The sequence below is a fragment of the Pseudomonas sp. SG20056 genome (genome assembly GCF_031764535.1).
Taxonomy (GTDB): domain Bacteria; phylum Pseudomonadota; class Gammaproteobacteria; order Pseudomonadales; family Pseudomonadaceae; genus Aquipseudomonas.
Genome location: NZ_CP134499.1, coordinates 3,898,007 through 3,921,709 on the forward strand (window position 1 = coordinate 3,898,007; position 23,703 = coordinate 3,921,709).

Below are 23,703 nucleotides of genomic sequence, written 5' to 3' on the forward strand. Positions count from 1 at the left end.
TACGACGACTAGAGAAATTAGATGCGGATTGTAACAGCGAAAGAATTCCAAGATTGGCTGAGCCACGGTGAGGTGCTGGAAAAAGACAGTCATGGTCCCAAGGTAGTTCGACTGAGCAGCGGCCAGTTGCTGAAAATATTCCGCAGCCGCCGCCTGCCTCTACTCGCGCGCCTACGCCCCGAAGCAGTCCGTTTCGATGATCGCGCCAAGCGCTTGCAGACCTTGGGTATCCAGACGCCAATCATTTGCGAAACATGCTGGATCGACCGCAGCAAACTTGTTAGCGCCTGCCTCTACGAGCCACTCGTCGGCCAGCCGCTGGATCGTATATTTCTCGACAGTAGGGCACAGTTCAATTTGCTGTTACCGCAACTGGCAGCCTATATCTACCGCCTGCATCAGCGCGGCATCTACTTCCGCTCGCTGCATTTGGGCAACATTCTGCGGACTCCGGATAATGACTTCGGCCTGATCGACTTTCTTGACATTCGTTTCAAAAACCGACCACTGGGACGCATGCTGATTCGCCGCAACTTCCAGCACCTGCGCAACTACCTGCAGCGGCGAAAGGTGGAGAACTTCCCGTGGGAGGAACTGGTGGCTGCCTACAAAGCCGCTAGCAAGTCATCCAACTGATCTAGAGTCAGCTTGGGTAGCACACTACCTGGCAAACGGCTTTCTAACGACAGGTTGTAGACCTGAAAAGCTGGGTTAACCACACGCTTAGCCATCAACTCAAAACAGGGCAGGATGTAGTCCTCGTAATCGCCATCCAAACGACTACCGACAGCATCCTCACCCTGCTCGTAGAAACGACCTTTACTCGAATCCAGGTCCATCCCAACTACGAAGACTTGCTGGAACCCCAAGTGATAGGCCAACTGAATCCCGGTGTAGGGGATTGTGCGACTACTGAAGTAACCTTTATCGATGTTACGACTGAAACCAATGCGATTGGGCTTCTGGCGGAACAGCGAAAAATGACACTCGAAATCGGCATCCTTGCGGGCAGCCCAGGAAAACTGCCTATCGCTCATAGGCTTACGCCCGTCGACAGGGCGATTGGCACGCTCAAAACAATAAACTGATCGCCCAACAAGAGCATCTGGCACTTGGGCCAGTAGAGTCTCAATCACCCGCGGACTAAAGGCTACGTTTTGCGCCGAGGCAATTCCCTGCTGCAGGAATGGCAAGCGATTACGCACAAAGCTGCTGTCGTCACAAATATAGAACAGCGGCCTCACACCGGCTTCGGCAAAGCGGCAGATCGAACCATTCATGGACATCATGGAATACTGCGAATACCGCAGCAGAGGAAACTCGCTCACGGAAGGGCCAGAGGCAACAATAAATAACGCTCCAGAATATTTTCCACGCAGTCTTTCAAAAGCCAGCGTATTCACCACACGCCCATTTTCGAGCATTACCTAAAACCCTCGCCGTACAACAATTTACTTAGATCGCCGCAGCCAACAATACTTGCTGCATACGCCGCGCAACATCTTGCAAGTGCTCAACAGAGGCTTCCTGCCAATGCCCTGAGACACAGTACTGGTGCTGCAAATAATGCAAAAAACTACATCTAAGCTCTTCATCAAGCTCCCAGTTCGGATACTCCCCCGCAAGGCGAAGTAACTCACTTAATGAGTCAGCATGCGCCACCAGACCTTCAATATTGAAGAAAGCATTGCCCAAAGTCAGGACAGACTTACCCAGCAGCAGGCTCTCGACCCCTACGGTTGAGTTCAAAGTGACCACGAACAGACTGCGTTCAATCAACTCCTGCGTGCTATTCCCATTAGCGAACAGCAAGCGCTCATGACAACGCTGATGTAATTCTGGATAGCTCTCGCGGCTCGAAGGGTGCTCCTTGAACACCACAGTAAAATCAAATTCGTCAGCCAGCCGCTCACCCAAAGTAAACAACGCCGACATGCTGCCTACCCATGGAGAGAACAACCGCACCTGTGTATCCCGGTCATCCTGGAACGGAATAAACACGAAACGCTCTGGCAGACTTATAGATTCAAGGCCAACTATTCTAGGTTTACGCGGCACCAGCTTAACTGGCACGGCTGAAACAACAGCTTGCTGCTCAGCATAAGCACGATAAAAAGCAGCTGTGCGCGGCATTGAATTATTGTAATTAACACCGCGAGGATCAAAAGTCGTGGTATTAGGCAGTAATCCATTTTCAAAAAAAACAGCCTTACTGCCCGGCTTTAGCAACGCCAGCAGCAATTGACAATGACGCGCGGCCCCATTCCACACGGCTACTAAATCTGGGTTTTCACGATTAAGCAAAGCTTGAATTCGCAGCCCCATGAAAAATAACTCGGCACGTAACAACAGGCGGTAAAGCATCCCATGATACTTTCTCTTAACTTTTCGCTCCTGACACTTTTCTGCAACAATCTTGATCCAGTCAACTTTTTTGACAACCTGAGAAATACAAGACAACGCAGGGAAAGGTAACCGTCCAGACTCAACCAAAAGCCCTTGTAGCGATGTTTCTGCGAGTAAACGGCCAAAGTATCGGGTCTGATGTTTAGCCAGAGAGAAGAATAAAACTTTACCCATACTAATACTGTCGCCCCGCATGGAGATAAATCACACCAGAGCCTTCTGATGCACACACAATCAGCAATATCAAATCAGCCAGTATCAAGAGCATCATGACGATCAGGTTCTAGCCTTGACTGCCTCGGTATAAAAAGAGCAAAGGCTAGGAATACTGGCAACCAAACTGTAAACCACTCCTCTCGAGGTTTAACCCAAGGCCCGATACCATCCGTGAGCAATGCAACAGCTGAAAAACAGCAGATGGCACAAAGTGTTTGACCCGGAACACTGGCGCGCATTGACCACGCTCGCCACACAACGGCTCCCTGCAAAGCAACCCAGAAAAACACCCCAACCACGCCCAGCTGCAGAGCCATATGCACATAGAGATTGTGCGTATGGTCAAAATTCCTGCCCAACTCAGCTACCAGCAGCTGATACTCAGCGCCTACCCCTAGCCCCAGCCAAGGATTTGCTAACCACAACCCCCAAGCCTGCTCCAGCAGCTGAGGACGATAGGACAAACCCCCACGGAGCAACTGCTCGGGCAACAACCAAGCGCCTAGGCATGCGGCAAATATCGCGAAACCACCGATTAACCATGCCTTTCGAGAACCCGACCAGAGACCTGAAAGCACCAAACACACCAATAACGCAAGTGCAGGGCCTTTGCTGCGCGACATCAGTAGAAAAGAGAGGTAACCCAAGCACGCCAACAACCATACCAACCCCTGATAGCGCCGAGGTAACCAGCCACGCATAAATAACAGAGCAAGCCCCATAACCCCCATTACATGGGATGCAAGAATGGTGTGATTGAGTAGGCCGGTGGCCACAATGCGCATATCTAGTGGCTGCCCCTGCCACGCATAAAAATAGAAGAGCGACCACCACGCCAATACAGCCCCCAGCACTGCACTACCCAAAAGGACTTGCCAAAATAGGCGCGGGTTAAGCCCTGCCAAAGCGACTATTGCGTTAAGCGCAAGGCAGACATAGAACATCTCCTTAAGCTTGCCTACCTCCCCCCCCCAACTTATCGATAATCCAGCCCATAACACTGATAGGGCCAATATAAGCAGCAGCAACCTGTCCCAAGACCGTCGCACAACCGGAATAGTAAAAACCGCTAACAACCCCGGCAACCAGAAGAATAGGATCAATCCCTGCTGATAGAGCTTGCTAGTTGGCAGCAAGAACATCCCCAGCAATAACCATGCAAAGCCAAAAGCAAGCCATCGAGTCAAGGCTGTTGACAGCCAAGGAAATGGCAATGAGTGAGTCATAACGGCTCCATTAATACGACGAGCGGCCGTAACGCATTCTTGCCCACCAGCGCCGTAACGCTTGGCGTGTTTTGTACTTAGGCTTGCGCTCGACCTGTTCAATATCACTCATATCAAATAGGCGTTGATACGCCAGCGTCGGCCTTATCATGAGGGTGTTAACAGAGTCCTGTAGGATTTCCGAGTAATACCAGTCAAGCGGCAAACCCGCCTCCGGTGCCTCATGAAGAATCCGCTCATAGATACTGGCATTAACCACATAAGCATGGGCCAGCCGAACACGGCTGACTTCCCGAATATTCTCAGAAATATCCGTTTTCTTGCCGCCCTTCTTCAAGGTACCGCCGAGATACAGCATCCCCCAATCGCGCCCCAGCAATTGCTTGCACGCCCGGCTCAGCACGACGGGGGTATAGGGCTCAAACTCGCAGTCGTCTTCAAGAATCAGTACCGACGACCAGCCTGCATCACGCGCCATACGAATAATGGCCAGATGACTGCGCATACACGCCCAAGTCGTCTGCAGTTTGTGCTCTGCAGACGGACTAGGGCCATCAACACGCTGGAGAAACCCCTTGAGCGCCATCGTTGGCTGATCATCAGCGAAGTCCCGAACACTGATGGCGGAGAAACGCTCTGCAGCGATACCTACCTGCGCCAAATTTTCGGTCATCCTCGCCCAGCGATCAGTGCGGTGATCAAGATTGATGACAAATGCATGTTCAAAACACAATCCGGTCATAGCATCACTCAAACAGCAGCAACCTGCTTCTAGTAGTTATTCAGCAACCAGACTCTGCGTCAGAGACAGGCTCTCGATACAGTCGTTACGCAGCAAACCGTCGAGCAAGGTACAGGTGCGCTGAAGCCCCCAAATCCCCTGAGCAAGGTGATAGTCGGCAAAGAGGGCTGACTGCTGTTGACTGCGCTCGTAATCATCAGTGATACCTAAGATACGCTGCTGCAATTGATCTGCACGTTCGACTCGCGCGCCAAAAAAACTGTCCTGAGAAAAAATGTCTGGCTCGCCGCTGGCATTTACATAGATCAGCGGCTTTTTTGCCAGAGCGGCCTCAATCACCGCATTGGACATGATATTGATCACCAGTGAAGCTCGCCCTAGTGCCTCGGCCAGCGTGCAGTGGGAGGGCAGCACCTGTACGTTACCTAGAGTGGCAGCTGCCTCTTGCCAGAACAGCGCCTTACTGCGCGGATGAGCCTTGATCAGCACCTGATAGTCAGCGTTTTGCGCCGCCCAGTCACGGATAAGCGCATAGGTGCGCTGGTATCCGATTTCCTTCTCCTTGTCCGGACCAACGCCGAGAACCAGCACAGTACGCCGGGACGGCTCAGACGGCGGCAGGTCGTAAGAGCTGTCGATCATATGCGAGCCCGCCAGTACCGCCTGCGAACTACCAAAACGCAATGTCCGCGCCTGCAGCGCTTCCAGCGAACTCCGCCCAAACAGAAAGTAATAGTCGTAATCGTTCATGCCCAAACGCCGCGAACTCTCCACGGTCGAGGCATGAGCCAGATGCACCAACAGACGTTGACGGACGTTTAGCGACAGGCGCAGAAATGGCGCATATAGGCTGCCATTGCGGTCATTGAGCAGGATGCGCGGCTGGTGGCACTCGACCAGCCATTCGGCATAGGCCGCCAAACCGAAATAGCGGGTCGGCACCGTAAAAGGCGGCACCTTTAACAACCGCTGCTGCAGTATCTGTTTCGGCTCCAGCAGCGCGGTCTCGACCAGATGATGGCCACGCCTGCGCAACTCTTCGATCAATAGCTTCTTGCGCTGAAAGGCGATGACTTTGGGAGCCGATTGCAGCAGCAGGAAATCACAAGGCTCGGCGACAACAGTGGCCGCCAGGTGTCGTTTGGCACGGATACCAAACCACCAGTCGCTGAGAGCTTCACGTGCGAAACGCAAAGCACTGGCAAACACTCCGTGGCGCTCACGCAGCAACAGCCAGCGATAGCGATCTAGGGCTCGGGCCTTTTCCAGCCAGGGGTTGGCAGCAACATCATGGGTCATGGCAGGCTCACATAACCGAGTTGAGCAACGGCAGCGCCCTGAAACGCTGAGTCACGGCCTGATCGGAAAACTCTGCTTGCAAGCGCTGCACCATCCGCTGTTGCAGCATCGCCAATTTATCGGTGGTCTGGGCCTGCTCTATCAACGTCTGCGCCAGAGCCGCAGCAGCGCCTAACGGGAACAGCCGACCACTGTCGACCACCACCTCACGCCCGCCACCACAATCACTGCAGATCACTGGCACGCCTGCAGCCATGGCTTCCAGCAGTACCATGCCAAACGGCTCATGATCAGACGTCAAAGCGAAAACATCGAACGCCTTGAAATAGTTACGCCCGTTCACCACCTGACCAAGAAAACGCACCGAATCACTCACCCTGAGCTCACTGGCAAGGCTTTTCAATGACTCTTCCAGCTTCCCGCTGCCCATGATTGCCAGCAGACTACCCACCGGCAACTGCGGCAAAGCCTGGGCGAAGCCCTTGATCAGAGTGGCCTGATCCTTGTCCGGGTGCAGGCGCCCGACATTGCCGACCACCCAGGCATCCTGAGGTAAGCCCAGGTGCTCACGCGCTGCCTCGCGTGAAACCTGCGCAGCCTGCACAGCGGCGACGTCGATGCGGTTGTACAGCGTCTCGATACGCTCGGAAGCCCAGTTCGGCAGGCAGGCACGCATGTCATCGCGCACCGCATTGGAAACCCCGAGCAAGGCCAGGCGCTTGCGGAAGAAATTGGCAAACAGCTGGCGCGTGCGCCGCTTGTAGTCGCCAAACGCATGATGCACACCGATCACTGGTAGATCGCTGCCCAACAGGGCGACGTAGATCGGTTTAAAACGATGGGCGATGCAGAATTTGAAGTCGCGCGAAGCGGCAATACGCTTGAGGTCGCGGATCGCCTTGAGCTTGAGGCCGCGCACGTCGCGACTCGAGTAGTCGAGGAAAAGCACCTCGTCAGATGCCGAGCCTTGCTCGACCGCAGAACTCGGTTTACCCGTCAGGTACACAGTGCACACTTTATAAGGCGTACCAACAAAGAGCGCGGCGTACTGCCGCGCGCAATCGAGGAAGGGGCCGTCATAGCCGTGACAGAACTGCAGCACCCACGACTGAGCGGTCTCCGCGACCTCAGACGTTGTCATACCAATCCTTGCCGTCCTTGACCACCAAGATATCTTCCATGATCAGGTACTGAAGGTCAGAGCCGTAGAACATGTTCAGCGCATCGGTCGGCGAGCAGATCATTGGCTCGCCGCGGCGGTTCAGCGAGGTGTTCAGCGACACGCCGTTGCCGGTCAGTTTTTCCAGTTCCAGCATCATGTCGTAATAGCGCGGGTTATATTCGCGCTTAAGCACTTGGGCGCGCGAGGTGCCGTCTTCGTGCACCACTTCGCCGACGCGGGTCTTCCACTCGTCGTTGACTTCAAAGGTGAAGGTCATAAACGGGCTCGGGTGATCGACCTTGAGCATCTGCGGGCCGACGGTGTCGAGCATCGACGGGCAGAACGGCCTCCAGCGCTCGCGGAACTTGATCTGTTCATTGATGCGATCAGCCACACCGGCCACGCTCGGGCAGCCGATGATCGAACGACCACCGAGGGCGCGCGGACCAAACTCCATGCGGCCCTGGAACCAGGCCACTGGATTGGCGTCGACCATGATCTTGGCGATGCGCTGCGGCATGTTGTCGATCTGTTTGAACACCGGCTTGCTCGGGTGACGAGCACAGGCGGCGATCACATCTTCGTTGCTGTAGGACGGGCCGAGATAGACGTGCTCCATCTTTTCCACCGGCACGCCGCGCTGGTGGGAAATGTAGGCAGCTGCACCAACCGAAGTACCGGCATCGCCGGACGCCGGCTGGACGAACAGTTCTTTCACATCGTCGCGCGCGATGATCTTCTGGTTCAGCTTGACGTTCAGCGCGCAACCACCGGCGAAGGCAATCTTGCCGGTCTCGCGGATGATGTCACCGAGGTAGTACTCCATCATCTCCAGCGCCAGCTTCTCGAACAGCGCCTGCATGCTGGCGGCGTAGTGGATGTACGGATCGTCCGCAATGTCGCCCTGGCGCTTCGGCCCCAACCACTCGATCAGCTTGGGCGAGAAGTAGTAACCCTTGCCGTTTTCCTTGTAGCGGCGGAAACCAATGACGTTGGCGTACTCGGTGTTGATGATCAGCTCGCCGTTCTCGAACTTGGCCAGGCGCGAAAAATCATACTTGGCCGCATCGCCATAAGGCGCCATGCCCATGACCTTGAACTCGCCGTCAAGCATCTCGAAGCCAAGGAACTCGGTGATCGCGCCGTACAGGCCGCCGAGCGAATCCGGGTCGTAGAATTCCTTGATCTTGTGGATCTTGCCGTTCTCGCCGTAACCGAAGAAGGTGGTGGCGTACTCGCCCTTGCCGTCGATGCCGAGGATCGCGGTCTTCTCGGTAAAGCCCGAGCAGTGGTAGGCGCTGGCGGCGTGGGCCAGGTGGTGCTCGACCGGCTCGATCTTGATTTTCTTCAGGTCGAAACCGAGCTGCTCCAGGCACCATTGAATCTTCTTGTGGTAACGCTTGTAGCGACGATTGCCCATGAGGATCGCATCGAGGGCGCGATCCGGTGCGTACCAGTAGCGCTTGGCATATTGCCAGCGGGCTTTCTCGAAGATGCTGATCGACGCAAACGGAATAGCCACCACATCAACGTCGGACGGTTTGATCCCGGCCTGTTCCAGACAGAACTTGGCCGACTCGTAGGGCATGCGGTTCTTCGCGTGCTTGTCGCGCACAAAGCGCTCTTCTTCGGCGGCCGCGATCAACTTGCCGTCGATATACAGGGCGGCGGATGGATCATGGCTGAGGGCGCCGGAAAGGCCGAGAATCGTCAATGCCACTGGTTGTGCCTCTTTTAGTCTGCTGAGCCGACGGCGGGCGTCAGCGGTAAACGTTGGTTGAGCAACTGGTGCAGCGCCGAGTCGGCGGGCCAGTTACGCAGAAAACGGGCGCGATCGCGAGCATAGGCCCTGGCGAAACTGCGCGCACTGCGGTGCTGCTGCATGGCGTCGAGATCAATCAGCGACCAGCACGCCAAGCGCTCGTCCCAGAACAGGTTGTGCCCCTTGAAATCGCCGTGACTGATGCGTTCGCGCAACAAGGCAGCGAACAGACGATCAAGAGCCAACAGGTCGCTTTCTGGGGGCGATCCATCGTGGAACGCCTGAAAACGCGCGATTATATCCTGCCCACCGCAGTATTCGGTAATCAGGTAGGCGTGCCCGCGCAGCCAGCACCAGCGCCGCTCTAGCACGGCCAGTGGCTGTGGCGTGGCGATGCCCAGCAGCTGCAGGCGGTTGCCCTCGACCCAGCTGTGCCAGGCGCGGCTGGGTCGCCAGAAGCGCTTGAGCCAATGCGCCAGGCTCTTCACGTTATAGCGCTTGACCACCAGCGGACGCCCTTGCAGTTGCACTTGCGCCACGGTGGCCGCGCCACCGGTCTTGTAGATATGGCCCTGCTCGGTGAGCTGATCCAGATTACTCAACAGCGGCTGCAACTCAGCCTGCTTGTCGCGGCGAACCACCTGAAGGCCGAACGCACCGACTTTTGCGGCGAACAGGCTGCAATCGCGGGCGATTTTCTTCAAATAATCGCGCAAACGCCATTGGCGCACTTTTTCCACTTCTTTGAGTAACGCTTCCAGCGGCAAGGCATGTTCGCCGTTCGCCAGCAGGTAATGCACCAGCAGCTCTTCGATAAACGGCGTCAATTCGGCGGGCAGCTGGGCGAAGAACACCCCAAGGTTTTCCAGCACCTTGGCGCGCGACAGCGGTTTACCTGCCGTCTCAACCTGCACACCGCCGCCGTCGATAACAAACAGCTGGCCGTTATGCCGCAACAGGTTGTCCAGATGCAGGTCTGCCTGCCACACCCCCTTGAGGTGCATCTGCGCGATGCTGACTAGCGCCTCAGCCAGCACCGCCTGTTGATCGGCACTCAGCAGCGGCTGATGTTCCACCGCGCGCCAAGCCTCCCACAGGCTTTCAGCACCTTGCAGATACTCGAACAGCAGCCAGCCGCCCTCACCGTCACGCAGCCCATCCGCCAACAGCTGCGGCGTATTCAGCCCTTGCTCCGCGAGCAGAAGGGCGCCATCACGCTCGCGCTGAAAATGTCGCGCAGCCTTGTTTCCCACCAGCAACTTGGCCAGCACTGGCTGGCCGCACCATTCGGCCACGCCGACATAGCGCTGCCCAGGCAACACACGCAACAGTCGTTGCAGGGTCAACTCAGCAGAGCCCGCTGCATCAGCCAACGCTATGGACAGCGGTAACTCTGGCGCACGTCCAGCCTGACTGAGACCCACCAAATTCATCGCCGCGCCTCCTTATTCCGCCGGCGCGCATCGAGACGCTCACTCCAGCAGCCAAGATCCGCTGTCTCACCAAGATAGGCCGCCAGCAGCAAGCCGACCTCAGCCTCGCTCCACACACAGGCGCGGCGCAACAATGGTTCCAGATCCTTTATCCGGTCTCGCTGGCCGAACAGCAATGGGCGGGTCTTTTCCAGATCAATCAACTGTGCCTCGAAGCCTTCAGCACTCTCACGCAGGAAGACATGCTTGGGGTAAAAGCAGCCATGCATCTGCCCAGCTTGGTGTAGACGCCGGGCCAGCTCACCACAAGCTTTTAGAATCGCTGCACGACGCGTCTCTTCGAGCGCCGCCCAGCCGGGCAACCAGGCATCCAGATCCTGCCAGCCATCCAGAGCGCGAGTCAGCAGCACAGCACGCCGCTCACCCGGCAATTTGCGCTCGGCAAAAAACGCCGCATGCAGCGCGGGAATACCCAACGCTGCATAACGGCGAATATTGCGAAATTCACGGGCAAAGGTGGGCTCGCCGAAGGGATGCAACAGACTGCGGGTCAGGTGGTTACTTTGGCGCTTGAGGTAAAACGCCGCCTCGCCGAGATCCAACCGATACACGCTACTCCAGCCGCCACGCTCAGTGTTGGGCTCATCCACCGCTTCCAGTTGCAGCGTCCATAACGCCTCGAAACTGGTCAGCCCATGCCGCTCAAGCAAGGCGCGATCCTGCGCCGCAATAAAGTCGCTCATTCCCTTCCCTCGAAGAACTTCACGATCTGCCGTACCCGTCGCTTGTCAGTCGAGCCAAGGCGCTCACGCCCGCAGTACTGCAAGTAGAAGCGCAGGCGCTGACTGCGTGAAAGCACCTTGCTGGCAACCTTATCCAAGCAAGCCAGATCCTTGACGACCCGGTAGCTGAGGAGCGGCCCCCACCAGAAAGCGCCAGTCGGACAATCAATCAGAAACAGCTCTGCGCGCTCATTAACCAGCAGGTTGCGCCACTTCAGATCGTTATGGGCAAAGTGGTGATCGTGCAAAATACGGGTGGCTCGCGCCAACTGCGCGCTGATAGTCGCCACCCAACGTGGATCGCCAAATCGCGAGTCCTGATGTTTGGCCATATGGGCCATGTCTAGCGTGTTTTCCAGCTCGCGAGTGATTAACGCACCACGCACGAATGTACCCAAGCGTCGCTCCAATCCATAAGCAACGATCGGTGCAGTGGGAATGCCCCACTTGGCGAAGTTCTTCAGGTTCTGCCATTCGGCCTTGACTCGGGGGCGGCCGACAAAGCGCCGCAACCCCTTGCCGCCACCCCAGTAGCGCTTGACGTAATAACGCACGCCCGCGAATTCAACCAGGATCACTTCCGACAGCGGATCGCGAGTCAAGCGCCGCCCCTGCAAGGCGAATACCGCCTGCAGGGAACCAAACTCATCGCTCAACCCCTCGTACTCAGGCGCCAGATTCCAACCCGACATCAGCGCGCCTCGCTCTGCGGCGTCGCTACGCCGACGGCCGTATAGCGCCCCAAGGCCTCGATAATTCGCCCGACCGGTACAAAAGGCCGCCAGATATAGTCGCCATCCAGCCATTTGAAGCGAAAACGCGGCGCCACAACCAACCCCTTGGTATTGAACCCAGGGCGCCAGACAAAACTTGCATGGCGCCGCGCAATCGTGAAGGTGCGCAGCCCCATCATCGAACCGAGATGGCCGCCCCCAGAGTCGTTGCTGATTACCGCGGCAATACCGGCCATATGTCCCATCAGGCCGCGTATATCGGCGAAGGTGAACACCGGAAAGCCACGGAAGAAGGCTTGCAACTCTTTGCTCTCAGATGGCATGCCAATAAATTCGACCTGCCAGCCCTGCTTACGCAGTGACTGGGCCAAACGTCGAAAGCCGCCCATAGAGTAGTTTTTCTTGCGGTGTGGTGACGTTGGGAAAATCAACACCCGATTGCCAGGCTCACGCCGCAGGCTGGGGCAGACCATATCAAGGGAGTCAGCAACCGGAATGCCATAGACCGTCTCCACATAACGATCAATCCACTCGCGCATAGACAGGCCCGCGCGCGACTGCATACAGAACGGCATGCTGGCAGCCTTGAAACACTGCCCAGCCACGGTCACGTTGCGGCCCTGCAAGGGAATATCCCTGGGCAGCTTCTTCGCCGTGACGTAGGCGATATTGTCGCGCTCCAGGCTGCGCTCACGCTCGGCGGGGTCTTTTTTCGCCAGATGACCAAAATAGGCGACCACCAGATCGCACTCACCGGCCAGAGCATGCAGGTCCACCTGCTCTAGAGGCTCAACCTGCAGCCAGGTAAAAAACTCCCGCGCCGAAAACAGTGTATTGGAGATAAAGCGCACCCGCGCGCCCGCCTGATGGAACTGCCAGGCCAGGTGCAGATACAGGGTCACATCCCCCAATGCCTTGGGTGGCAACACTGCAACGGTCAAACCCTGGAATTTCATTTCACAGCCCCTTCAAACTCATTCGATACGACAGGCACTCCGCCTATCGCCACTTACAACGCATCGCCATAACGCTGCTTGCGCGCATACAGCGCCTCTGCCTTGCGCTCCAGCCAGGCGAGTAGCGGGCGCTCGGCGCTGAGCGTCTGGCGCAACGGCTGTTGAAAATAAGCGCGCAAAAAACGCAGCCGGTCGCGCCGGGTCAGGCCGATATCCAGCACAGAGAAATACAGCGCAGCCAGGTCCTTGTTGCGCCAGCGTAACGGCAGCTGATTGCGCACCTGGGCGCGGTGCAGGTCGATCACCGACAGGCGGAAATCGTCGGCGGTGACCGGTTTATCGGTGTGCAGCAGAAAGTGACAGATATAGCAGTCGCGGTGGTTAACACCGGCGCGATGCATATTACCGACCATGCTCGCCACTTCCTTGATCAGCGCCCACTTGAGGCGTGGCTCGGGCGGTTGTTGCGCCCAGTTCAAGCTGAGTTGCTCGAGGTCGGTAGTCGGTGCCAGTTCTTCGGTGACGATAAAGGAATGCTGCGCTGCTGGGTTGCTGCCGCGTTCGCCGTAGGCCACGGCGGTCATGGTCGCGACACCGACTTCGGTCAGACGCTGAATGGCCTCCCACTCCTGGCGCGCACCTAGCACCGGCAGCTTGGCGGTGAGAAGGTTCTTGACGATTTCACCCCAGCCGATGCCGCGGTGGATCTTGACGAAATAGCCGCGCCCATCGACTTCGGTGCGCAGCGTGCGGCGACCTTCCAACTCGCGGTACACCTGCCCCTGCAGCGCCTCAACAGCAGCAAAGGCATCGCGCCCGGCCCACAGGCTTTTAAAGGGCTCAGCCAGTACCAGCTTCATGAACGTGTCGCCAGGATAATGTCGGCCGCATGCTGCGGCATGGAATACAGATCGGCACTGTCGGCGTAAGCCAAGCCATTGCGCGACCAGAACGCGCGGCGCTGATCATCGGCCAGCATATCGGCGAGCAGATGGTTGAGCCGCTCCTGCTCGAACGGGCTGGCCAACACCCGCCCGGCATCCGCTTCGGCAATGTAGTGGGCATAGCCGCACACATCGGTCACCAGCGCAGGCAGGCCGGAGACCAGCGCCTCCAGCAGCACGGTGCCGGTGTTCTCGTTGTAGGCCGGGTGTATCAACAGATCAGCACCGAGCAAGAAACGCGGAATATCGCTGCGCCCCTTGAGAATCTGCACCTGATCGGACACCCCCAACGCCTTGGCTTGCAGCTGAAAAGCACGCGGATCGTCCTGACCGATGGCGATCAAACGGGTGCGTTGTTTCAGCTCGCGCGGCAAGGCGGCCAGGGCCTTGAGGCTGCGATCCAGGCCCTTGGTCTTGAAGCCGGAGCCGATCTGCACCAGCAGCAGGTCGTTATCCGCCAGCTTGAACTCGGCGCGGAACTCGGCGCGTATCTCGGCGGCATTGTCCGGCGCACGGCGGTCTGCGGCGATACCCGGCGGCAGCAGGTGAAAGCGCTGCTGCGGGGTGTGGTAATGCTTGATAAACAGCGGCTGCTGCACTTCGGAGATCATCAGAATCTCGGTCTTCGACTCGGGGGCAAACACCGCACGTTCGTAATCAGCAAAGTGCTTGTAACGCCCCCAGCGTTTGTACAACGGGTTACGCAGGGTCTGCGCCTTGTCTTCATAGCAGCCATCGGCGGCGTAGTAGACATCCAGGCCAGGCATCTTGTTAAAGCCAATCAGCCGATCCACCGGACGCTTGACCAGGTCCGCCTCGACCCAGGCGGTGAGCTTTTCATTGCGTTTGTGGTTGAACAGCGCCTTGACCGGCACCACCACCACCTCGAAGCCCGCAGGCACTTCACCTTCCCAGATCGGGGTGTAGACGCGAATGGCATGACCGCGCGCCTGGCACTCCAGGGCGATGCGCATAAAGTCGCGCTGCAGGCCGCCGAAGGGGAAGTATTTGTAGAGGATAAACGCGAGCTGCATCAGACAACGTCCTCGGCCAGCAACAGGGCCTGCAATTGTGTGGCCACACGCTCCGCATCCAGGCCGTCGAAACAAGGTTTGTGGCGATCACCCGAGCCCGCATTCGGCCCCGTCGCGCACAGGTGCACCTGACCACGACCATAGGCACCGACGCGCCCTGGCAGGGTCGGGCCATACAGGGAAATACTCGGTACATCCAGCGCAGCGGCCAGATGGCCGAGGCCGGTGTCCACCGCCACACAGGCGCTAGCACCGGCGATCACTTTAGCCACGCCTGCAAGATTTAATTTGGGCAGCACCGCAGCGTTTTCAATGCCGGCGGCGATTCTCTCGGCACGAGCCTTCTCGGCCTCATTGCCCCAAGGCAAGCGCACAGCCCAGCCTTGTGCACTCATCTGCTCGGCCAGCGCACGCCAATCGGCCTCCGGCCAATGTTTGCTTGCCCAAGTGGTGCCATGCAGAAACAGCAAGTAAGGCTGCGATACAGAGTCAGCCAGTTGCGCGCGGTTCAGGCCGTAGTCACCAGCGCCTGCTGGCAGCGCATAGCCCAGCGCCTGGGCGAATAACTGGCGAGTACGCTCAAGGGCATGCTGCTCGCGCGGCACGCTATAGCAGCGTTCATAGAAGCGACTGGCCAGCGGCTCACGCGCTGAATCGCGATCCAGACCAGCGATTGGCGCTTTGACGTAACGGGTCAGCCATGCGCTTTTCAGCAGGCCCTGGGCATCGATGACAAGGTCGTACTTGGTTTCGCCGAGCCGCTGCTTAAAGCGCTTCCACTCGCCATTTTTCAGGGTCTGCCAGAGGTGCTTGCGCCAGCGGCGAATCGCCACCGGGATAACCTGTGCCACGGCTGGGTGCCAGGCGGGAATCTCGGCAAAACCCTCTTCCACCACCCAGTCGAACTGAATGCCGGGAATGGCGCGCGCCGCATCGGTCAGCGCTGGCAAGGTGTGCACCACATCGCCCAGTGAGGAGGTCTTGATCAACAGTACCCGCAAGCTATTCAACCTCGACAGGGTCGCTAACCAGGCGATCCAGCGCCTCGATCACCGGGCGCGGCTTGAGCTGACCCAGGCAGTTGTAGTGACCGAAACGGCAGGTGCGGTCGAAGCACGGGCTGCATTCCAGGCCCAGGCGGACGATTTCCACCTGTTCGGCCAGTGGCGGGGTAAAGCCTGGCGAAGTCGAACCGTAGACCGCTACCAGCGGGCGATTCAACGCAGCCGCCACATGCATCAGACCGGAGTCGTTGGACACCACAGCACCGGCGCAGGACAGCAGGTCAACTGCTTCAGCCAGGCTGGTTTCGCCAGCCAGGTTAACCGCTTCCTCGCGCAAGCCAGGAATCAGCCGACTGCGGATGTCTTCGCCGACCGGGTGATCGTTTTTCGAGCCGAATATCCACACCTGCCAGCCGGCGCGGATCTTCAGCTCGGCAACCTTGGCGTAATGCTCGCTCGGCCAGCGCTTGGCTTCACCAAACTCAGCCCCTGGGCACAGCGCCAATACCGGGCGATCCAGGCTCAGGCCAAACTTGGCCAAAGCTGCGTCGCGGCTCTGCGCATCGATCTGCAAGGCAGGGCGTGGATAAGGCTGCGGCAGCGCGGCGCCGGGCTCGAAGGCCAGTGCCATAAAGCGCTCGATCATCAGCGGGTAGCGCTCTTTGTCCAGCGTGCGGATATCGTTGAGCAGGCCGTAGCGCAGCTCGCCCTTCCAGCCGGTGCGCTTGGGGATACCGGCGAAAAACGGTACCAGTGCGGACTTCAGCGAGTTGGGTAGGGGAATCGCCTGGTCATACTGGCCGGCCAGGGATTTGCCGATCGTGCGCCGCGTGGCCAGTTCCAGCACGCCATGACCGAGCGGAAAGCTCAGGGCCTGACGCACTTCGGGCATACGCTCAAGAATCGGCCGACTCCACTCGGGGGCCAGCACATCGATTGCACAGCCGGGGTGACGCTGTTGCAGACACTGAAACAGTGTCTGCGCCATCACCATGTCGCCCACCCAGCTGGGGCCTACGATCAGTATTTTCATGCCACTTCCAGAAACGACCAAGGAGGCTTTCGCCTCCCGGACAGACTCAACGCTCGACTATCAGCCTAGCCTGCGGGCCGAATGCAGCAGCATCCAGCCCATGCCAGACAGTTATTTGACCAGCGTGCACCACTCAGCGTGGGCATCGGTTTTACCCGTCACCAGATCAAAATAAGCGGTTTGCAGCTTCTCGGTGATCGGCCCGCGACGACCTGCACCGATCTGCCGGCCATCGACTTCACGAATCGGCGTCACTTCGGCGGCGGTGCCGGTAAAGAAGGCTTCATCGGCGATATACACTTCATCGCGGGTAATGCGCTTCTCGACCACGTCCAGGCCGTGTTCGGCTGCCAGGGTCAGAATGGTGTTACGGGTGATGCCATTGAGGCAGGAAGTCACTTCCGGGGTGTAGATCACACCGTTTTTGACCAGGAAGATATTCTCGCCCGAGCCTTCGGCCACGTAGCCTTCCGGGTCCAGCAACAGCGCTTCGTCGGCGCCGCCGGAGATGGCTTCCTGCAGGGCCAGCATCGAGTTGATGTAGTTGCCGTTGGCCTTGGCGCGGGTCATCGAGATGTTTACGTGGTGACGGGTAAAGGAGCTGGTGCGCACCTTGATGCCCACCTGCAGGGCTTCATCGCCCATGTAGGCGCCCCAGCTCCAGGCCGCGACGATCACCTGGGTTTTCAGGCCACTGGCGCGCAGGCCCATGGCTTCAGATCCGTAGAACACCATCGGGCGGATATAGGCGCTTTCCAGGTTGTTCTCCCGCACGGCGGCGCGGGTGGCTTCGTTGATTTCGTCTTTGCTGAACGGAATCTTCATGCCCATGATGTGGGCCGAGTCGAACAGGCGGTCGGTGTGCGCTTGCAGGCGGAAGATCGCCGTGCCTTGCGGGGTGTTGTAGGCGCGCACGCCTTCAAACACGCCCATGCCGTAGTGCAGGGTATGGGTCAGCACGTGGGTGGTCGCGTTGCGCCACGGCACCAGCTCGCCGTCATACCAGATCACGCCATCACGATCGGCCATCGACATAGTTGCCTGCTCCTCACATTCGATTGGTACAGCATTTGGCCGGCCACCTTAAGCGCCCGACCTCTTCAAATTCAGTTCAAACCCAGTTCCTGCCAAATGCGCATCACCGTGCGCCGCTCATCGGCGAACTGCTCACCGCTGACCACCCCAGGCTGCTTTTGCAGGGCCTGGCGGTGCGCGGCACTGCGGTAGGCCTTGTAGATATCCTGCAGCAAGCGGGCATCTTCGCCGGGGAGCAAGCCAACCCGCTCCAGCCCTTCCAGAATGCGAATATTGTCAGTGAACTCAAGCAATTCCGGGTACTGGCGCGACCAGGCCAGGGCCGCGTATTGCACCATAAATTCAATATCGACGATACCTCCGGCGTCCTGCTTGAGGTCGAACGGCGACGTGGCTTCGAAGGCATTCGCCGCGGTGCCGGCCGCCGTGGCCTTGCTGCCGAGGTTGTCGCGCATCTTAGCGCGCATCTCGCTGACTTCAGTGCGCAGGGTGGCCAGGTCGCGCTCGCGGCCCAATACGCCGGCGCGCACTGCCTCGAAGGCCTTACCGACCCGCGCACAACCCACCAGCACCCGCGCCCGCACCAACGCCTGATGCTCCCAGGTCCAGGCTTCGCCCTGCTGATAACGCTCGAAGGCGCCCAACGAGCTGACCAGCAGACCCGCCGCGCCAGACGGGCGCAGGCGCATATCGACTTCGTAGAGCTGGCCGGAGTTGGTCTGCGTGGTGAGCAGGTGAATGATGCGCTGGCCCAGACGATTGAAGAACTGCGCGCCGTCGATGGACTTTTCGCCATCGGTTTCCGCATGCGGGTCGCCATCGTGGATAAACACCAGGTCGAGGTCCGAGCCATGGCCCAGCTCGATGCCGCCGACCTTGCCGTAGCCGACGATGACGAAATCCGGATCGCAGACGCTGCCGTCAGCGCGGCGCGGCGCGCCATAGCGGCTCACCGTATGGCGCCAGGCCAGGGCCAGCACCTGGTCGAGAATCGCCTCGGCCAGCCAGGTCAGGTAGTCGCTGACCTTCATCAGCGGCAGAGTGCCGGCAATCTCGGAGGCGGCCACGCGCAAGCGGTGCGCCAGCTTGAAGTGGCGTAGCGCCTCCATCTGCTGCTCCAGATCCTCTTCGGGAATACGCATCAGCCGCTCGCGCAGCTCGGCCGCCAGCTCAGGCGCCAGCGGCGGCTTGAACAAACGCCCTTCATTAAGTAGCTCATCGAGCAGCAGCGGGAAGCGGGTGATCTGCTCGGCGATCCATGGACTGGCAGCGCACAGGGTCAGCAGGCGCTGCAGCGCACTGGGGTTTTCCGTGAGAAGCACCAGATAAGCCGAACGCCGCGCCACGGCTTCGATCAGCGGCAGCACACGCTCCAGCACCAGGTCCGGATTCTCATGTTCCACTGCTTGCGCCAGCAGCCGCGGAATAAAGGCATCCAGACGCTCGCGGCCAAGGCGCTGCATGGCGCGCACCTGATTGCCGTTGCGCAGCCCCGCCAGGCGCTGCCAGGCCGATTGCGGCTCGGTAAAGCCGGCCTCGGCCAACTGCCGGCACGCGGCTTCTTCGTCCTGCACATCCTCCCAGAGCGGCAACCACTCGCAGCCCACGGCCTCTTCGACCGGCTCACCACCTTCCTCTTCATCAGGGTCGGCGATCACCTGGCGGAAGTGCCAGTCAACGCGGCCGCGCCAGTGCATCAGCTGCTCGTGGAACGCCTGCCAGCTGTCGAAGCCCATGATAAAGGCCACCCGCGCACGGTCCTGATCGTTGTCCGGGAGCATCTGCGTCTGCCGATCATCGATGGCCTGCAGCGCATGCTCGGCATAACGCAGGAAGGCGTAACCGTCGCGCAGCTCGTCGGTCACTGCGGCCGGCAGGTAGCCCTGGTCGCGCAGGGTATTCAGCACGGCAAACAGCGAGCGCTGCTGCAGGCTGAGGTCGCGACCGCCGTGAATCAGCTGGAAAGCCTGGGCGATAAACTCCACTTCGCGAATGCCACCCGAACCCAGCTTGATGTTCTCGGCCATACCCTTGCGCCGCACTTCCTGCTGGATCAGCTGCTTCATCGCACGCAGTGCTTCAATCGCCGAGAAATCCAGATAACGCCGGTAAACGAAGGGCCGCAGCATCTCCAGCAGCTGCGCGCCGGCGGCTTGGTCACCACCGACCACCCGCGCCTTGATCATCGCGTAGCGTTCCCAGTCGCGGCCCTGGTCCTGGTAGTACTGCTCCAGCGCGTTAAAGCTGAACACCAGCGACCCGGATGAGCCATATGGACGCAGACGCATGTCGGTGCGGAAGACGAAGCCCTCCACCGTAATCACATCCAGCGCCTTGATCAGCTTCTGACCGAGACGGATAAAGAACTCCTGATTATCCAGCGGGCGCTTCACCCCTTCGGTTTCGCCGCCTTCGGGGTAGCCGAAGATCAGGTCGATGTCTGACGACAGGTTCAGCTCATGGGCGCCCAGCTTGCCCATGCCGAGGATGACCATATGCTGCGCCTGACCGCTGCGCCGGCCGATGGGAGTGCCGAACTGCGCGCAATGGCGTGGATAGAGCCACTGATAAGCCAGGTCGATGCAGGCATCGGCCAGGTCGGAAAGGTCGCGACAGGTTTCGATCAAATCCGCCTGGCGGCTGATATCGCGCCAGATGATGCGCAGCTGCTGACGGTTACGGAAGCGCCGCAAGCGTCGCCCCAGCTCGTCGTCATCAGCGCATTCCTCCAGCGCATGCGCCAATTGGCCGCGCAATTCGCCCGCCCCGAGGCTGCGTTCCAGTTCACCACTGGCGGCCAGATCGAGCAGCATCTGCGGGTCGCGCAGGCCCTGCTGCACCACGAAATCACTGGCAACACCCACCCGCTGCAACGCCTCCACTCGCGCGCGTGGCCAACCTGCGAAAGCCGCTGCCGCCTCACTGGAAAGCTCAGCAAATGCGTACTGCAGGGACTGTTCGGCACGCAGTGCGAGGGGGGACAAGGCAGCAGGCAAAGAGGCCAGCGCGGGCAGGCTCATGGTCTATCCTTTTTAGCGGTCTGCCAGTGCAGCGATCATGGATGGCACCACCCACGCTAGAGCGGGTCGAATCACTGGCAGAAAAATAATTGTAGTTTTACTACCAAAGATTGTATCCAAAAGGCTGAAATCGGCGTCTGAATGTAGTAAAACTACACGCAGCCGGTCCTACCCCCGGTCAATCCAAGAATTCACGCGGCCACTCACGAAGTCGGCCACGAAACCTGGCCTCCGATTCTGGAAGCCTTTCCGCCCTGGAGCAAGCCATGCAAGACCTCGATCCCGTCGAAACCCAGGAATGGCTGGACGCCCTTGAGTCCGTCCTCGATAACGAGGGTGAAGACCGCGCACATTACCTGATGACCCGTATGGGCGAGCTGGCCACCCGCAGTGGTTCACAGCTGCCGTATGCGATCACCACGCCCTACCGCAACACCATCCCGCTGACCCACGAAGCACGCATGCCTGGCGACCTGTTTATGGAACGCCGCATTCGCTCGCTGGTGCGCTGGAACGCGTTGGCCATGGTGATGCGCACCAACCTGAAAGACTCGGACCTGGGCGGCCACATCTCCAGCTTCGCGTCCTCGGCGACCCTGTATGACATCGGCTTCAACTACTTCTTCCAGGCCCCTACCGAGGAGCACGGCGGCGACCTGATCTTCTTCCAGGGCCACGCATCGCCCGGCGTTTACGCCCGCGCCTTTATGGAAGGCCGCATCACTGAAGACCAGATGAACAACTTCCGCCAGGAAGTCGATGGCAAAGGCCTGTCGTCCTATCCGCACCCGTGGCTGATGCCGGACTTCTGGCAGTTCCCGACGGTTTCCATGGGCCTGGGCCCGATTCAGGCGATCTACCAGGCACGTTTTATGAAGTACCTGGAAGCGCGCGGCTTTATCCCGGCCGGCAAGCAGAAGGTCTGGTGCTTTATGGGTGACGGCGAGTGCGACGAGCCGGAATCCCTCGGCGCAATCTCCCTGGCTGGCCGCGAGAAGCTGGACAACCTGATCTTCGTCATCAACTGCAACCTGCAGCGCCTCGACGGCCCGGTACGCGGTAATGGCAAGATCATCCAGGAGCTCGAAGGCGTGTTCCGTGGCGGTGGCTGGAACGTCAACAAAGTCGTATGGGGCCGTTTCTGGGACCCACTACTGGCCAAAGACGTCGACGGCATCCTGCAGCGCCGCATGGACGAAGTCATCGACGGCGAATACCAGAACTACAAGGCCAAAGACGGCGCGTTCGTCCGCGAGCACTTCTTCAACTCGCCAGAACTCAAGGCGATGGTGGCCGATCTGTCTGACGACGAGATCTGGAAGCTCAACCGTGGCGGCCACGACCCGTACAAGGTCTATGCGGCCTATCACCAGGCGGTCAACCACAAAGAGCAGCCGACCGTGATCCTGGCCAAGACCGTCAAGGGTTATGGCACTGGCGCCGGTGAAGCGAAGAACACCGCGCACAACACCAAGAAGGTCGATGTCGACAGCCTCAAGCAGTTCCGCGACCGCTTCGACATCCCGGTCAAGGACGAAGAGCTGGAAAACCTGCCGTTCCTCAAGCCGGAAGAAGGCAGTGCCGAAGCCCGTTACCTGAGCGAACGCCGCGCCGCACTCGGCGGTTTTGTGCCGCAGCGCCGCGCCAAGAGCTTCAGCATCCCAACACCGCCACTGGATACTCTCAAGGCCATCCTCGACGGCTCGGGCGACCGTGAAATTTCCACCACCATGGCCTTCGTGCGCATCCTCGCGCAGCTGGTCAAGGACAAGGACATCGGCCAGCGCATCGTGCCGATCATCCCGGACGAAGCACGTACCTTCGGTATGGAAGGCATGTTCCGCCAGCTGGGCATCTACTCCTCGGTCGGCCAGCTCTACGAGCCAGTCGATAAAGACCAGGTGATGTTCTACCGCGAAGACAAGAAGGGTCAGATCCTCGAGGAAGGCATCAACGAAGCCGGTGCCATGTCGTCGTTCATCGCTGCCGGTACCTCGTATAGCTGCCACAACCAGCCGATGCTGCCGTTCTACATCTTCTACTCGATGTTCGGCTTCCAGCGCATTGGCGACCTGGCCTGGGCCGCTGGCGACAGCCGCACCCGTGGCTTCCTGATCGGCGGTACCGCCGGTCGTACCACGCTGAACGGTGAAGGCCTGCAGCACGAGGACGGTCACAGCCACCTGATGGCAGCGACCATCCCCAACTGCCGCACCTATGATCCGACCTACGGCTACGAGCTGGCGGTGATCATTCAGGACGGCATGAAGAAGATGACCGAAGAGCAACAGGACGTCTTCTACTACATCACCGTGATGAACGAGTCCTACCAGCAGCCTGCCATGCCGGCGGGCGCCGAGGAAGGCATCATCAAGGGCATGTACCTGCTCGAAGAGGACAAGAAGGAAGCCGCGCACCATGTGCAGCTCCTCGGTTCCGGCACCATCCTGCGTGAAGTGCGCGAGGCGGCGAAGATCCTGCGTGACGAGTTCAATGTCGCTGCAGACGTATGGAGCGTGACCAGCTTCAACGAACTGCGCCGTGACGGCCTGGCCGTGGAACGCAGCAACCGCCTGCACCCGGGCCAGAAGCCCAAGCAGACCTACGTGGAAGAGTGCCTGAGCGGCCGTAAAGGCCCGGTCATCGCCTCCACCGACTATATGAAGCTGTTCGCCGAGCAGATTCGCCAGTGGGTGCCGAGCAAGGAATTCAAGGTGCTGGGCACCGACGGCTTCGGCCGCAGCGACAGCCGCAAGAAGCTGCGCCACTTCTTCGAAGTGGACCGCAACTGGGTTGTTCTGGCTGCCCTGGAAGCACTCGCCGACCGTGGTGATATCGAACCGAAAGTGGTGGCCGAGGCCATCGTCAAGTTCGGCATCAACCCGGAAAAACTCAACCCACTGGACTGCTAAGGA

19 protein-coding genes are annotated in these 23,703 nt (G+C 59.1%); 2 read left to right on the forward strand and 17 right to left on the reverse strand.

Features of this window, described 5'->3' with window-relative positions:
* Positions 1–21 precede the first annotated feature (21 nt).
* Entirely contained in the window at positions 22–636 is a 615-nt protein-coding gene (locus RHP75_RS18495; protein WP_311089473.1) for a toluene tolerance protein, read from the forward strand.
* Here RHP75_RS18495 and RHP75_RS18500 read toward each other — a convergent pair.
* The 17 genes from RHP75_RS18500 to glnE form a co-directional block, all read right to left on the reverse strand.
* Complete coding sequence (locus tag RHP75_RS18500; protein WP_311089475.1) at positions 606–1,424, reverse strand: lipopolysaccharide core biosynthesis protein; 819 nt, start codon at positions 1,422–1,424, stop codon at positions 606–608. The two genes, RHP75_RS18495 and RHP75_RS18500, sit on opposite strands and share 31 nt — an antisense overlap.
* A 31-nt stretch (positions 1,425–1,455) precedes the next feature.
* Positions 1,456–2,580, reverse strand: a complete 1,125-nt coding sequence (locus tag RHP75_RS18505; RefSeq protein WP_311089476.1) for a capsular biosynthesis protein — start codon at positions 2,578–2,580, stop codon at positions 1,456–1,458.
* Positions 2,581–2,654: 74 nt separating this feature from the next.
* Positions 2,655–3,848, reverse strand: coding sequence for an O-antigen ligase family protein (locus tag RHP75_RS18510; RefSeq protein WP_311089477.1), 1,194 nt, complete (start codon positions 3,846–3,848; stop codon positions 2,655–2,657).
* 10 nt (positions 3,849–3,858) lie between these two features.
* The gene (locus RHP75_RS18515) at positions 3,859–4,590 is read right to left on the reverse strand and encodes a glycosyltransferase family 25 protein (RefSeq protein ID WP_311089478.1); all 732 of its coding nucleotides are present in this window, start codon (positions 4,588–4,590) and stop codon (positions 3,859–3,861) included.
* Between the two features lie 36 nt (positions 4,591–4,626).
* The gene (locus tag RHP75_RS18520) at positions 4,627–5,889 is read right to left on the reverse strand and encodes a capsule biosynthesis protein (protein WP_311089479.1); all 1,263 of its coding nucleotides are present in this window, start codon (positions 5,887–5,889) and stop codon (positions 4,627–4,629) included.
* Positions 5,890–5,896: 7 nt separating this feature from the next.
* Entirely contained in the window at positions 5,897–7,030 is a 1,134-nt protein-coding gene (locus RHP75_RS18525; RefSeq protein WP_311089480.1) for a glycosyltransferase, read from the reverse strand.
* Positions 7,017–8,771, reverse strand: a complete 1,755-nt coding sequence (locus RHP75_RS18530; RefSeq protein ID WP_311089481.1) for a carbamoyltransferase — start codon at positions 8,769–8,771, stop codon at positions 7,017–7,019. Before RHP75_RS18530 ends, RHP75_RS18525 begins: the two co-directional genes overlap by 14 nt.
* Positions 8,772–8,785: 14 nt before the next feature.
* On the reverse strand, positions 8,786–10,246 hold the full coding sequence (locus RHP75_RS18535; RefSeq protein ID WP_311089482.1) for a lipopolysaccharide kinase InaA family protein: 1,461 nt from the start codon (positions 10,244–10,246) through the stop codon (positions 8,786–8,788).
* Entirely contained in the window at positions 10,243–10,989 is a 747-nt protein-coding gene (locus tag RHP75_RS18540) for a lipopolysaccharide kinase InaA family protein (RefSeq protein WP_311089483.1), read from the reverse strand. Before RHP75_RS18540 ends, RHP75_RS18535 begins: the two co-directional genes overlap by 4 nt.
* The gene (locus RHP75_RS18545; RefSeq protein ID WP_311089484.1) at positions 10,986–11,720 is read right to left on the reverse strand and encodes a lipopolysaccharide kinase InaA family protein; all 735 of its coding nucleotides are present in this window, start codon (positions 11,718–11,720) and stop codon (positions 10,986–10,988) included. The genes RHP75_RS18540 and RHP75_RS18545 overlap by 4 nt, the downstream gene beginning before the upstream one ends.
* Positions 11,720–12,718 (reverse strand): glycosyltransferase family 9 protein, encoded by a 999-nt coding sequence (locus RHP75_RS18550; protein ID WP_311089485.1) that lies wholly within the window; start codon positions 12,716–12,718, stop codon positions 11,720–11,722. Before RHP75_RS18550 ends, RHP75_RS18545 begins: the two co-directional genes overlap by 1 nt.
* A gap of 53 nt (positions 12,719–12,771) precedes the next feature.
* Positions 12,772–13,578, reverse strand: a complete 807-nt coding sequence (rfaP, locus tag RHP75_RS18555) for a lipopolysaccharide core heptose(I) kinase RfaP (RefSeq protein WP_311089486.1) — start codon at positions 13,576–13,578, stop codon at positions 12,772–12,774.
* A complete protein-coding gene (locus RHP75_RS18560; RefSeq protein ID WP_311089487.1) occupies positions 13,575–14,696 on the reverse strand; it encodes a glycosyltransferase family 4 protein in 1,122 nt (373 codons plus the stop codon). Before RHP75_RS18560 ends, rfaP begins: the two co-directional genes overlap by 4 nt.
* The gene (gene waaC, locus RHP75_RS18565; protein WP_311089488.1) at positions 14,696–15,697 is read right to left on the reverse strand and encodes a lipopolysaccharide heptosyltransferase I; all 1,002 of its coding nucleotides are present in this window, start codon (positions 15,695–15,697) and stop codon (positions 14,696–14,698) included. The genes RHP75_RS18560 and waaC overlap by 1 nt, the downstream gene beginning before the upstream one ends.
* Before the next feature lies 1 nt (position 15,698).
* Positions 15,699–16,733 (reverse strand): lipopolysaccharide heptosyltransferase II, encoded by a 1,035-nt coding sequence (gene waaF, locus RHP75_RS18570; RefSeq protein WP_311089489.1) that lies wholly within the window; start codon positions 16,731–16,733, stop codon positions 15,699–15,701.
* 111 nt (positions 16,734–16,844) lie between these two features.
* Positions 16,845–17,768: a branched-chain amino acid transaminase gene (locus RHP75_RS18575; protein ID WP_311089490.1), complete on the reverse strand. Its 924-nt coding sequence runs from the start codon at positions 17,766–17,768 to the stop codon at positions 16,845–16,847.
* A gap of 71 nt (positions 17,769–17,839) precedes the next feature.
* Positions 17,840–20,788 carry a bifunctional [glutamate--ammonia ligase]-adenylyl-L-tyrosine phosphorylase/[glutamate--ammonia-ligase] adenylyltransferase gene (gene glnE, locus RHP75_RS18580; protein ID WP_311089491.1) on the reverse strand — a complete coding sequence of 983 codons (2,949 nt, stop codon included), beginning with the start codon at positions 20,786–20,788 and terminating at the stop codon, positions 17,840–17,842.
* Positions 20,789–21,054: 266 nt separating this feature from the next.
* Between glnE and aceE the strand changes: the two genes are divergently transcribed.
* Positions 21,055–23,700, forward strand: a complete 2,646-nt coding sequence (gene aceE / locus RHP75_RS18585; RefSeq protein WP_311089492.1) for a pyruvate dehydrogenase (acetyl-transferring), homodimeric type — start codon at positions 21,055–21,057, stop codon at positions 23,698–23,700.
* Positions 23,701–23,703: the final 3 nt, after the last annotated feature.